The organism is Alphaproteobacteria bacterium (genome assembly GCA_035625915.1).
Taxonomy (GTDB): domain Bacteria; phylum Pseudomonadota; class Alphaproteobacteria; order JACZXZ01; family JACZXZ01; genus DATDHA01.
In genome coordinates this window covers 1-11,843 of the sequence record DASPOR010000155.1, presented here as the reverse complement: position 1 = coordinate 11,843, position 11,843 = coordinate 1, and the positions used below count along the sequence as shown (strand labels likewise).

Genomic DNA, 11,843 nt, shown 5'->3' with positions numbered 1-11,843 from the left:
ACTTCAGGCGGCCTTGAACGTCATATGGAAAGTTCGCCCGGTCGCGCGCAAAGGCAAGGCCGCCGGGCTTTGGAATATCGTGAGGAAGCGGCTTCGCAGCCTGGCCCTTATCATGATGATCGGCGCGCTGCTGGCCGCTTCGCTGGCATTGAACACGGCACTTGCCGCGTTCCGCCATTATTTCAACGGCGTGCTGCCGAACCTTGCGACCATCCTGCATGTGCTCGAATTCGCGACCTCGTTCGGAATGACGACCGTGCTCTTCGCGATGATGTTCAAGGTGCTGCCGGATGCGCCAGTCGAGTGGCGCGACGTGTGGATCGGTGCGGCGGTCACGGCGCTCTTGTTCACGATCGGCAAATACTTCATCAGCCTCTATGTTGGCAGCAGTGGGGTTAAGTCCGCTTACCACGCGGCAGGCGCCCTCGTGCTGATTCTCGTGTGGATCTATTATTCCGCGCAAATTCTTCTGTTCGGGGCGGAGTTTGCCAAAGCCTACGGCGACTTCCGGCGAGCGAAGCGGGCCGCCACGTCGCCGGAGGAAAAAGTGCTAGAGGCGTCCGCCGGATAGTTGGTCGCGCAACGCTTCGAAATCGCGGCGATGCTCGCCGTCATGCTCGAGAATTTTCAAGACGAGCCCATCGATCGATAACTCGCCGACTCCTTCCAGCGTCCCGACCCTCGATCGGTCCGCCGGCGTAAGTGCTGCAAGTCGGCGCACGATCTCGACACGCGCATTGGCAAAGCCGATGAGGGCCGCCTTGAAATCCTGAGCGAGATAATCCCGCTCGGCCGCAAGCTTTGCCCCGTCGATATCTGGCAGTGCGGGATTCGTCTCCGAGAGCATACGCTCGATGCGAACGGAAAAACCGTCCGCATCGATGTCGCGCAAGTGGCAGGCATGTTCGACGAACGAGAACCCGCCATTTTCATCCCGGGTCGTCCATTGGCTCGCGCGAACCGAATTCGCCGCGGTTTCGAGATGTCCGGGCATCGCCGACAGCTCCTGGAGCGTCGCCGCAAGCACGTTCCGGTTCATCTCACCTTCAGACGGGCGCTCGAACCTCGTCTTGCGCATAGCCACCTCTCCCTTGCCTATACCGCTATCTTGCGCGGCCGTCCCTCTTCATCGATCGCGACGTAAGTGTAGTTGCCCTCGGTCACCAGGATGCGGTTCGATTCGTGTCGCCGGATAACCCAGGTCTCGACATGCACGGTGATCGAGGTCGTGCCGATTTTGATGAGATCGGCATAGACGCAAACCACGTCACCGACGAAGACCGGCTTTTTGAAGGTCATCGCGTCGACCGCGACAGTCACTGTTCGGCCTTTCGCAACTTTCGATGCGAAGATTCCTCCCCCAATATCCATTTGTCCGAGGACCCAGCCGCCGAAGATATCGCCGCTTTGATTGGTGTCGGCCGGCATCGCGAGCGTGCGAATCGAAAGTTCGCCGCGCGGCTCATGACCGTGTTTGTGTGCCTTTTCCATCGACGTCTCCGCGTCAGTCGGGCGGTATTGCCGGCGTGAGCGTCTGACTCATTTCGACGACGAGCTTGTCGTAGAGATCGTGCTGATCGGCGGCATAGTCGAATTGCGCCGTCGCGAAAGTCTCGGGTAGATTGCAGCTTCGTGCGTCGTTTTCGCAATGCGCGACAAATTTATAATAGAATATCCGGTTGTCGAATGTACCGGAAGCGACCGCCCAATCGTCTCTCGCGGCGCGATAAGTCACTATGGCCGAGGGATGCTGCTGTTTGTCCCGTTCGAGGAACCGATCGAGATAGGCATTTGCGTCGCGATAATCGGAGGAATTGTAGTCACCGCCCAAGATCACCTCGGCCGCTCCGTCGTTCGATTTGAGCACATCACGGTCGGCAGCGCCGGGAATCTCAGCGTCCTTGTTCGGATCGTCTTCAGGCTTCGGATCGTCTACCGGGCGGAATATCGTGAATAGGTCACCCGGATATTTGATGGACAGGCCATCCCACCGGCTGCTGTCGAGAGTAGCGTCCAGGTCCTGGGCACGCGCCGGCGCGAAGGCTGCGATGAAGATGACTAAAATCGAAACAGGTGCTGATTTGATCGGGAGGATGGCCATATTGCGATTTTTTCTGCTGTCACCGGAGCGGTCCTGATCACCCCAAAATCAAGAATCCGTCGCACGTTTCACCCACTACATTTTGTGGAATGCACTGCAATATGCTACAGCATACCCTTGAAGTGAGCAATTGCCGCCTCCATAATGCAGGCCATGCCAGACCTTTTTGATACCGGCTCTCGCGGCCCCGGTAAGGGGAAGGGAGATGCCAGCTACACGGCCAAGGACATCGAGGTCCTCGAAGGTCTCGAGCCCGTGCGCCGGCGCCCCGGCATGTATATCGGCGGCACCGATGAGCGCGCAATGCACCATCTCGTGGCCGAACTTCTCGATAACGCGATGGACGAGGTCGTCGCCGGTCATGCGAGCTGGATCGAGATCGACCTCGAGGCCGACAACTTCGTCGCGGTGCGCGACAACGGGCGCGGCATACCGACCGACAAGCATCCCAAATTCAGGGACAAGTCCGCACTCGAAGTCATCCTCACCACACTTCATTCCGGCGGCAAGTTCTCCGACAAAGTTTACGACACCGCAGGCGGGCTCCACGGCGTCGGACTTTCGGTTGTGAATGCACTTGCCGACAAACTCACCGTCGAGGTGGCGCGCGACCGCAAGCTCTGGGTCCAGGAATATTCGAGAGGCAAACCCAAGGGCAAACTCAAGGAGGCCGGCGGCGTCTCGAACCGCCGGGGTACCGTGGTGCGCTTTCACGCCGATCCGGAAATTTTCGGCGCAAGTGCCCATTTCAGGCCCGAGCGGCTCTATCGCATGGCGCGCTCGAAGGCATATCTTACGCGCGTCGTCGAAATCAGGTGGAAATGCGCGGAGGCGCTTCTCAAAGGCGTTGAGGGTATTCCCGCCGAAGAGACGATCCATTTTCCAGGCGGCCTCCAGGATTATCTGGCGGCAACCCTTGAGGAACGCAAAACGATCACAGCACTTCCCTTCGCAGGTGAGGCGAAATTCTCGGACGGACAGGGGCGCGTCGAATGGGCGATCGCTTGGCCCCTCGATGGCGAGGGATTCTGCAACTCCTACTGCAATGCCATTCCGACGCCGGAAGGTGGAAGCCACGAGCTCGGGCTGCGCAGCGCGCTTGCCCGCTCGATGCGCGCCTATGGCGAACTCCTGGGCAATCGCAAGGCAAAACAGATCACCGCCGAAGACGTCGTCGACGGCGCTGCCACGATGCTTTCGCTTTTCGTGCGCAATCCTAGCTTTCAAGGCCAAACCAAAGAGAAGCTATCGATGCCGGAGGCGGCAAAGCTTGTCGAACAGCATCTCAAGGATCATTTCGATCATTGGCTGTCGGCCGATCCCGCGACATCGAAAACACTTCTCGATGCGATCGTCGAGCGTGCGGAGGAGCGTCAGCGCCGCCGCGAGGCGCGGGAACTCAATCGCAAGACAGCGACGCGCAATTTGCGTTTGCCCGGCAAGCTCGCGGACTGCGCGCGTCGTTCATCCGACGACACCGAGATTTTCTTGGTCGAAGGCGATTCGGCCGGTGGCTCGGCCAAGCAGGCGCGCGACCGCGAAACGCAAGCCGTGCTGCCGCTACGCGGCAAAATCCTGAACGTGGCGAGCGCATCCGCGGAGAAGCTTCGCGGCAATCAGGAGATCGCCGATCTCGCTCAGGCACTCGGTTGCGGCGTCGGTGCCCACTACAGCTCCGACAAGTTGCGATACGACCGCGTCATCATCATGACCGATGCGGACGTGGACGGCGCGCACATCGCCTCGCTCCTCATGACGTTTTTCTACAAGGAAATGCGCGGCCTCATCGAGGACGGCCGACTGTTCCTAGCACTACCTCCGCTCTACCGCCTGAGCCAGGGCGGCAAGGTCGTCTATGCGCGCGACGACAAGCACAAGGAGGAACTCTTGAAGAAGGAATTTGGCGCGCGCGGCAAAGTCGAGGTCAGCCGCTTCAAGGGCCTTGGCGAGATGCCGCCGGCTCAGCTTCGTGAGACGACGATGAACGCAAAGACGCGAACCCTACTTCAGGTTCAGCTCCCCAATGGGCACGCCAAATCGAAGGAATTGAATGCGAGCCAGACGGCCGCACTCGTGGAACAGCTCATGGGTCGCAAACCCGAGCTGCGCATGGCGTTCATCCAAGAGAACGCGCGTTTCGTCAAGGAGATCGACGTTTAACGCCGCGGGGATCGATCCTCCCCGCTTCGTATGATGGCGCGAGCAACCCTCAGCCCCGCCGCTTGAAATTCCGGCCGAGGACGGTCAGCGAGAATATCTCGAAGAGAAGTTGAGCCCCGACCATCGCCGTGTTGGAGGTCGGATCGTATTGCGGGGCCACCTCCACCACATCGCCGCCGACGACGTCGATCCCTTTGAGGCCGTGGAGGATTAGTTGCGCCTCGCGTGGCGTCAGCCCGCCCGCCTCCGGTGTTCCGGTGCCGGGTGCGTAGGCCGGATCGAGCCCGTCCACGTCGAACGAGATATAGGTGGGTCCGTCGCCCACGACCTCGCGCGCCTTCGCGATGACCCCGTCCACGCCCATTCGGACGACATCCTCGATGTGGAGCACGGTCATGCCGGAATCGTAGGAAAATTCCCAGATGAATTCGGCCGGTCCTCGGATGCCGATCTGAATCGTGCGCTCTGGGTCGAGCGCCCCTTCGAGGACCGCTAGACGAAATGGCCCGCCGTGGTTGAATTTCGAGCCGTCATACTCCCCACCCGTGTCGCAGTGGGCATCGAAATGGACGAGTCCGACCGGCCGCTCCCGGCCAAGCGCCTTCAGGATCGGAAAGGTCACGGAGTGATCGCCGCCGACGGACAGCGGAATCACGCCACCCGCGTGGATGCGCCGATAAAACTTCTCGATGTCCTCGATGCAGCTTTCGAGGCTGAAGCGTGAGCGCATGGGTACATCGCCGATATCGGCCACCTGGCACTCAGCGCGGGGCACCACCTTGAGCGCATGATTGTAGGGGCCGATGCGCTCAACCGTGCGTACCGCCCGCGGCCCAAGTCGCGCGCCCGCGCGATTGGTGACGCCAAGGTCCATCGGCACGCCGACGAGTGCGACGTCGAGTCCGCCGAAATTGGGCGATTCGGGCGCCTCGGGCCGGTAAGGTGCGTCGAGGAACGTCGAGACGTCCGCGTAGGGCAGCCGCCGGCTTTCCGAGTCCTTAAAGACCAGCGAGACGACCTTGCGGAATTCGGGGTCGAATACGTCGCTGGCCTTGGCATCCCCGTATTTGGCGCGCAGGGCCGCAAGCTTCTGTTTGTCGTACACGGCAGGCTCCCCGATTGATTGGGCGCTTTCACGGTCAATGCTTGATTAAACCATCTTTGGGTGAGGCGAAAGACTGCATTCGCGAAGGCGGGCATTGAGCCGCCGTAAGGCCCGACCTGGACCGAAGCGCCCGATCGAGGCAGTATGACGCTCGTCGTTCTTTCGAGCATGGAATTTCAGCATGTTGCCTCCCAAGGACCGCCTAAACATCTGTTTCGCTCACGTCGCTTACCGTCTTCAGGAGCGCTTTGAAGCGCGCCGGACGGGCATTCGCAGCTTCGAGGTGCGCGCGCCGGAGGCTCTTGACGGCGTCATTGGCGATGCGGACGTACTTGTCGTCTCGGGGATGTGGCGCAACGATTTGATCGAGCGCGCACCCAAGCTCCGCTTCATTCAATCGATTAGTGCCGGAACCGATCAATATTCGCGTGAAGCCCTTAGGGCACGCGCCATTCGGCTTGCGAGTGCCCAAGGGGCAAATGCCCGTGCGGTCGCCGAGCATGCCATGTCGCTCATCCTCGCCCTTGCGCGCAGGCTTCCCGAGGCTCGAGACAATCAGGCTAAGCACTTTTGGCGTGGGATGATCGGCGACCTCGACCGACGGGAGGACGAGCTTGGCGGGAAGACGCTGCTCATCATCGGCCTTGGCCGGATCGGCGGGCGACTTGCACAACTCGCCACAGCGTTCGATATGCGCGTTCGCGGGATCCGGCGCGATCCTGCCGCGGGAAAAAACAACGCGGACTCCGTCCATGGCATGAATGAATTGCACGCCTTGTTGCCCGAGGCGGATGTCGTCGCCCTGACCTGCCCGCTGACGCCAGAGACCCAAGGTATCGTCAACACGAGCACGCTCGGTGCTATGAAGCGCTCGGCCTACCTGATCAACGTGGCGCGCGGGCGATGCGTTGACGAACCGGCCCTGATCGAGGCGATCGAGCATGCTCGAATCGCGGGTGCGGGGCTCGACTGCAGCGTCGAGGAGCCCCTTGCGCCTTCCTCCCCGCTTTGGAACTTCGAGAACGTGCTGGTGACGCCGCACACCGCGGGCGAGACCCGCAAGTACGAGGAAAACGTGCTCGACCTTCTCATGGAGAATCTGGCCCGGCTTTGGCGCGGCGAAACGGCGCTCAGGAACCAGATCGTTTAATTTCCCGAGGCCAATATGCCGTTCCCATCGGCTGGTATGGAACGCGCCTTATTGTTGATTTTGTTGATTGGTGTTCTGCGGTGGCGTCCTTTTCGCGGGAGAGGCGGCGGAGGGTGGCAAATTCCCGGCCTTCACCTCTTCGTCGATGAGCTTCTGATAAAGGTCGTCGACGGTCTGGGCATCCTTACTCGAGACGTCCGGCTTGCCCAGTTCTCCTTGCCGGGGTTGGAGGTCGTGTCCGCCGAGAATAGGCTCGAAACGATCTTGGTCCTGGGGCGGCGGCGCTGCCTGGTCCGTGTTCTGCGCGGTGGCGGCCCAAGGCAAGGCGGCGGCGATTGTCAGCGAGGCTGCCAAGACGAGGCGCATGGTGTCCCGCCGCGCATTGGTACGCCGGGATATGCCTTGCATCATTTTGCACCTCCTCGACAGAGGCGGACGGGCTCTGACGAGCTGAACGCGTGACGGGCTCCTACGCGTGCCCAATCTTGCCACGGCATCGCCGAGCTGTCTCTCCCCTCTTAAATTTGCCGGGTTCGGTTCTCGGACAAGGAATTTCTTTCGATCGACCCGCGTTTGCGGGATTGTCTATTTCTTTATCCTCATCGGCGCGTCGGAGTCGATTCGGATGAATCCTCGCGCTAAGGGCAGACGTAGCCAACCCCGGACGGCGATTTGAAGCAGCCGACCGATTCGGGAATAACCTGCTTTGGGAGCCACAGAATCACTTGCGGGAAGAAGATCGTGAACGCGATCGTCGTGAAGAAGACCACGTAGATTGGCAGGGACGCGCGCAGGCCCTCGGCGAAGCGCACACCGACGAACTTCGACGACATCAGGAGCGCTAGACCATAGGGCGGGGTTATGAGGCCGAATGCGAGCGTCGCAATCAGCACCACGCCCATGTGGACCGAATTGATATTGGCCGAGTCCGTAAGCTGATTGACGACCGGCATGAAGATGATGATCGCCGGAATCGGCTCGATGAAGTCACCCACGATCGTGAAAAGGGCGACGAGAAGGAACATGATGAGGTGCGGGTCCGTACCCGCGACCGAACCGATCCAACCCGACACGACAATGGGCCCTCGCAGGTATGCCAGCATCCAGCCGAACGCGGTCGCGCCGGCAATCGTGATCAGCGGCAATGAATAAATTAGGCCCGCATGCGCAAAGTCGATGGGCAGATGCAGGATGTGCTTGGGATTGAGCGACGGTATCGTCACGAGAAGAATCCAAGCGACGGCGACCACGCCCGCTTCGGTTGGCGTGAACCATCCCGTCACAATACCGCCCAGCAGAATGATCGGAATCATCAACGGTAGCGATGCTTGGTATCCTGCCTTGACGAACTGCCCGAATGTCGCACGCGGCCGGCGGAATCCCTTGGGCCCGAAGAAATAGCAATAGATCATCAGCCCGAACCCGATCATGAACCCGGGTACGACTCCGCCCATGAAGAGTCCGGCGATCGACACATTGCCGATCGCGCCATAGACGACGGCCATGATGCTTGGCGGGACGAGGGCGGCAATGGTCGACGCCGCGGCGATCAATGCCGCGACAAAGCTCGGGCTGTAGCCCTCCTTGCTCATGGGAATCGCGAGCGTGCGGCTCAAGACCGCGACGTCGGCCGAGGACGATCCCGACATGCCGGAGAAGAACATGCTGAACACGGTAACGACTTGTGCAAGTCCGCCACGAATGTGACCCACCATCGCCTGGGAAAGGTTGGCAATGCGTATGACGACGTTCGCGGACGTCATCAATTCGCCGACCAAGAGAAAGAACGGCACGGCGAGGAGCGCCTCGGAATCGATCCCGTTGAACATTTGCTGGATGATCGACGTCAGCGTCACCGGCGTGAACAGCGTGCCTATGAGGACACCCGCCATCAGTGAAAAGGCGACCGGCACGCCGAGATATCCGAAGATCAGGAACAGGACGCACATCACCGCGAGAATGAATGCGCTGCTCATGGCCGGGCGCCCTCCCTACTCAGCGCCACTTGGCCCGCCGAATTCTGCGACCGGGTCGACAACACCCCCATCCTCCGGCCCCTCGAAACCATGCCGCCAGCCATTGACAAGCTGCTCGATCGTAAAGAGCACGATGAACGCGCCCGAAATCGGAATGATTGCGTACAGGCTCGCAATCGGCGTCATCGACGGCATGCGGAAACTGCTGAAGCCGGTCAGGAAATTGAGATAGCCGAAATAGCTCATGCAAAGTGCGACACCCAGCACGACGATGCGATTGAAGCATTCGACCATGACGCGCAGGTGGCCGCCAAGCGACTCCGCGATTGCGGTGAGATACAGGTGGTCGTTCCGTCTGGTCGCGACGGCGGCCCCAATGAATATGCCATACACGAAAAACGTCGACGTAACCTCTTGGAGCCAAAGCCAGGGATGACCGATCGTGCGCGTCACCACGTCGCAGATCACCGAGGTCGAAAACCCGACGATCGAGGCACCGCACAGAATCATCAGAAATTTCTCAAGCCCGTCGAACTGCCGCCACTTCAGGTGACGATGGCGTTGGAGCACAAGTCTATCCGCCATTTTCATTCGCAAGCACACCTTGTCGAGTGATGAGACCGAATTCGACGCGAGACCGAGCCGAAAGCGACGCGCTCTCGCATTCACTCCTCGGCGCGGACCATCCCGAGAATCTCGACCGCATGCGGCCCGAGCTCCTTTGCAAGTTTGTCCTGGATCGGCTCGGCGATTTTCTCGAAGCCCGACTTGTCGACATCGGTCACGAACTTGACACCGATTTTCTCGAGCTTGACCTGGGATTCGTGTTCAAGCTCGAGGGCTTTCGCCGGTTGTTTCTGCCCGACCTCGTTCGCCGCTTGCTGCACCCAGCCCTTCTGCTCGTCGCCCAGGCTGCTCCAAACCTTGTCGCTGACCCAGAGCACGCTGTTGTTCGCTTCGTGCTGGGTCAAGGACATGATGGGCGCCACCTCATAATGCTTGTTCGAGAGATAGACGTTGACGCCGTTTTCCGCCATGTCCACGACGCCGGTCTGCAGCGAGGTGTAGACTTGGCCAAAGGGCATATGCACGGTCTGCGCACCGTAGGCCGGGAACATCGTGTCTTCGGTCGCGGTCGCCTGGACGCGGACCTTGACCCCTTTCAGATCGTCGATCTTGTGAATCTCCCTCTTGCCGTAGAGGTCGCGCAGGCCGAGCGTGAGTACGGTGAGGACATGAGCGCCCTGCACGGTCTCATCGAACATCTTGCGCACCGCAGCCACGAATTTCGGGTCGGCAAGCGTCTGCTTGAGGTGATCCTCGGAGCGGAAGATGTAGTGGATGGAGAGCACGCCGGACTCGGGCGACACTGTCGCTGCATTCGCCGTCGAGCTGATAATGAAATCGATGTCGCCGGTCTTGACCAGTTGGAGCATCTGCGGCTCCTGCCCGAGCTGGGCGCCCGGGAACTGGTCGATGAGCATCGTGCCCTTGCTCAGCTCCTTGAGCTTATCGGCGAAAATATCGGCGGCGACCCCATAGCCCGTCGTGTGCGGTTGATCGTAACCGAACCGGAAATTCTTGACGTCCGCCGCCCGCGCGGCGATCAGCGACGCAAGAACCAGCGCTCCCAGAAATGCCCCGGCGGCGATTGCACCCGCCTTTTTCGTGAGCATGTTTCCTCCCTTTTTTGCTTGAACCGTTCGAATTCTAGTGCATCGGCATATCCTCAAATCGAAGGGGCGCTAGAAGCGCATCGCTGCCAGGATTATATGGAGCGGCCATCGCCAAGTACAGCGGCCACGGGCGCCACGGCGAAATTCCACGGTACGGCTCGGGCTCCGAAACGTTTCGCCGACTTCGAGATCGTGAAAGGTCCGCGCAACCGTCGTTCGATGACACTGCGGATCGAAGCCCTCGCTCGCGACTGCCTCCTCTCGCACTTTGGCGCTTTCAATAGGATTTCGGGAGGTCGAGCACACGCTCGGCGATGAAGTTGAGAATCAGGTGGGGACTGACCGGCGCGATGCGCGGGATCAGGCTTTCGCGCAAATAACGCTCGACGTGATACTCCTTCGCGTAGCCCATGCCACCGAGTGTCATGACCGCGGTTTGACATGCGTCGAAGCATGCCTCGGCGGCAAGGTACTTCGCCGAATTGGCTTCCGCACCGCACTCCTTGCCTCGGTCGTAGAGCTGTGCTGCATGAAACACCATGAGATGGGCGGCCTCGAGCGCCATCCACGCCTTCGCAAGAGGATGGGCGATGCCCTGGTTCTTCCCGATCGGTCGCCCGAAAACGACGCGCTCCTTCGCATAGCGGGCGGCACGTTGCACAGCCACGCGGCCGATACCGACCGCTTCTGCCGCGACGAGGATGCGCTCGGGATTCATCCCGTGAAGGATTGAGCGGAATCCGTCCCCCTCGCTTCCGATCAGGTCATCCGCCGGAACACCCATCTCGTCGAAGAAAATCATGTTTGAGTCGACGGCGTGCCGACCCATCTTCGGAATCTCCCGCACTTCGGAACGGCTGCGGTCGAGATCGGTGTAGAAAAGCGAAAGGCCATCGGTCTTGCGCTTGACCTTTTCGAGCGGAGTCGTGCGCGCAAGCAACAGGATTTTGTTGGCGATCTGTGCGGTCGACGTCCAGATTTTCGTGCCGGACACGACGTATTGGTTACCGCGCCGCAGAGCGCGCGTCTTGAGCTGCGTTGTGTTGAGTCCCGCATCGGGCTCGGTCACCGCAAAGCAAGCCTTGTCGTCGCCGCGGATGAGGGGCGGCAGCATTCGCCGCTTCTGCGCGTCGGTGCCGAACACGACGACGGGCTGAAGGCCGAAAATGTTCATGTGGATGGTCGAGGCACCGGTCATTGCCGCACCCGACTCCGCCACCGCCTCCATAAGCACCGAGGCTTCCGTGATACCGAGTCCAGCACCGCCATATGCTTCGGGCATCGCAATGCCGAGCCAGCCGCCCGCCGCGACGGCAGCGTGAAATTCGGCAGGAAAACTGCCGGCCTCGTCCTTGCCGAGCCAATAGTCGTCGCCGAAATGCGCGCATAGCTTCAGAACTTCGGCGCGTATCTGCTCCTGTTCCGGACTGAACGAGAAATCCACGTTCTCCTCATCTGGTCGCTCCACGACATCGCACGATTCGGTGTGTCACCAAGGCAGAATAACGGGCCGGGATCGAGGACGCCAACAGCTTACCGATCCGCTGTGCAGCCATAAGAAGGGACACCGCGCTTTTGAATTGCGCCCCACCGCCATATCCGTTAAGCGTCGGGGGCGCAGGCAAGAGACAGACCCCGCCATGAGATCGAACCGATGACACGGGAATCCGCCATT

Annotated in this window: 12 protein-coding genes; 3 read left to right on the top strand and 9 right to left on the bottom strand. The window is 60.4% G+C overall.

Annotated features, from left to right (window positions below; all coding sequences use genetic code 11):
- A partial coding sequence (locus tag VEJ16_12165; GenBank protein HYB10418.1) for a YihY/virulence factor BrkB family protein occupies positions 1-571 on the top strand: 571 nt, incomplete at its 5' end.
- Here the strand turns inward: VEJ16_12165 and VEJ16_12160 are convergent.
- Genes VEJ16_12160 through VEJ16_12150 form a run of 3 tightly spaced genes read right to left on the bottom strand, consistent with a single transcriptional unit; the run spans position 551 to position 2,101 of the window.
- Positions 551-1,078, bottom strand: coding sequence for a DinB family protein (locus VEJ16_12160; protein HYB10417.1), 528 nt, complete (start codon positions 1,076-1,078; stop codon positions 551-553). The two genes, VEJ16_12165 and VEJ16_12160, sit on opposite strands and share 21 nt — an antisense overlap.
- A gap of 17 nt (positions 1,079-1,095) precedes the next feature.
- On the bottom strand, positions 1,096-1,491 hold the full coding sequence (locus tag VEJ16_12155) for an acyl-CoA thioesterase (protein ID HYB10416.1): 396 nt from the start codon (positions 1,489-1,491) through the stop codon (positions 1,096-1,098).
- A gap of 13 nt (positions 1,492-1,504) precedes the next feature.
- Positions 1,505-2,101 (bottom strand): hypothetical protein, encoded by a 597-nt coding sequence (locus VEJ16_12150; GenBank protein ID HYB10415.1) that lies wholly within the window; start codon positions 2,099-2,101, stop codon positions 1,505-1,507.
- Positions 2,102-2,254: 153 nt separating this feature from the next.
- Between VEJ16_12150 and parE the strand changes: the two genes are divergently transcribed.
- Positions 2,255-4,261, top strand: a complete 2,007-nt coding sequence (gene parE, locus VEJ16_12145) for a DNA topoisomerase IV subunit B (protein HYB10414.1) — start codon at positions 2,255-2,257, stop codon at positions 4,259-4,261.
- Positions 4,262-4,310: 49 nt separating this feature from the next.
- On the opposite strand, the gene speB is transcribed toward parE, so the two are convergent.
- Positions 4,311-5,366, bottom strand: coding sequence for an agmatinase (speB, locus tag VEJ16_12140; GenBank protein ID HYB10413.1), 1,056 nt, complete (start codon positions 5,364-5,366; stop codon positions 4,311-4,313).
- 181 nt (positions 5,367-5,547) lie between these two features.
- On the opposite strand from speB, the gene VEJ16_12135 reads away from it, so the two are divergent.
- Positions 5,548-6,516, top strand: a complete 969-nt coding sequence (locus VEJ16_12135; GenBank protein HYB10412.1) for a D-2-hydroxyacid dehydrogenase — start codon at positions 5,548-5,550, stop codon at positions 6,514-6,516.
- Between the two features lie 48 nt (positions 6,517-6,564).
- On the opposite strand, the gene VEJ16_12130 is transcribed toward VEJ16_12135, so the two are convergent.
- The 5 genes from VEJ16_12130 to VEJ16_12110 all read right to left on the bottom strand — a co-directional run bounded on the left by VEJ16_12130 (position 6,565) and on the right by VEJ16_12110 (position 11,612).
- Positions 6,565-6,927 carry a hypothetical protein gene (locus VEJ16_12130; GenBank protein HYB10411.1) on the bottom strand — a complete coding sequence of 121 codons (363 nt, stop codon included), beginning with the start codon at positions 6,925-6,927 and terminating at the stop codon, positions 6,565-6,567.
- A gap of 227 nt (positions 6,928-7,154) precedes the next feature.
- The gene (locus tag VEJ16_12125) at positions 7,155-8,492 is read right to left on the bottom strand and encodes a TRAP transporter large permease (protein HYB10410.1); all 1,338 of its coding nucleotides are present in this window, start codon (positions 8,490-8,492) and stop codon (positions 7,155-7,157) included.
- A 15-nt stretch (positions 8,493-8,507) separates the two neighbouring features.
- The gene (locus VEJ16_12120; GenBank protein HYB10409.1) at positions 8,508-9,083 is read right to left on the bottom strand and encodes a TRAP transporter small permease; all 576 of its coding nucleotides are present in this window, start codon (positions 9,081-9,083) and stop codon (positions 8,508-8,510) included.
- A gap of 74 nt (positions 9,084-9,157) precedes the next feature.
- Positions 9,158-10,168 carry a TRAP transporter substrate-binding protein gene (locus tag VEJ16_12115; protein ID HYB10408.1) on the bottom strand — a complete coding sequence of 337 codons (1,011 nt, stop codon included), beginning with the start codon at positions 10,166-10,168 and terminating at the stop codon, positions 9,158-9,160.
- 277 nt (positions 10,169-10,445) lie between these two features.
- Entirely contained in the window at positions 10,446-11,612 is a 1,167-nt protein-coding gene (locus tag VEJ16_12110; protein HYB10407.1) for an acyl-CoA dehydrogenase family protein, read from the bottom strand.
- Positions 11,613-11,843 lie beyond the last annotated feature (231 nt).

Excerpts from the sequence above, each read along its gene's own strand:
- VEJ16_12160 (HYB10417.1), bottom strand. The coding sequence starts at position 1,078 with ATGCGCAAGACGAGGTTCGAGCGCCCGTCTGAAGGTGAGATGAACCGG.
- VEJ16_12155 (HYB10416.1), bottom strand. The coding sequence starts at position 1,491 with ATGGAAAAGGCACACAAACACGGTCATGAGCCGCGCGGCGAACTTTCG.
- VEJ16_12150 (HYB10415.1), bottom strand. The coding sequence starts at position 2,101 with ATGGCCATCCTCCCGATCAAATCAGCACCTGTTTCGATTTTAGTCATC.
- parE (HYB10414.1), top strand. The coding sequence starts at position 2,255 with ATGCCAGACCTTTTTGATACCGGCTCTCGCGGCCCCGGTAAGGGGAAG.
- VEJ16_12135 (HYB10412.1), top strand. The coding sequence starts at position 5,548 with ATGTTGCCTCCCAAGGACCGCCTAAACATCTGTTTCGCTCACGTCGCT.
- VEJ16_12130 (HYB10411.1), bottom strand. The coding sequence starts at position 6,927 with ATGATGCAAGGCATATCCCGGCGTACCAATGCGCGGCGGGACACCATG.
- VEJ16_12125 (HYB10410.1), bottom strand. The coding sequence starts at position 8,492 with ATGAGCAGCGCATTCATTCTCGCGGTGATGTGCGTCCTGTTCCTGATC.
- VEJ16_12120 (HYB10409.1), bottom strand. The coding sequence starts at position 9,083 with ATGAAAATGGCGGATAGACTTGTGCTCCAACGCCATCGTCACCTGAAG.
- VEJ16_12115 (HYB10408.1), bottom strand. The coding sequence starts at position 10,168 with ATGCTCACGAAAAAGGCGGGTGCAATCGCCGCCGGGGCATTTCTGGGA.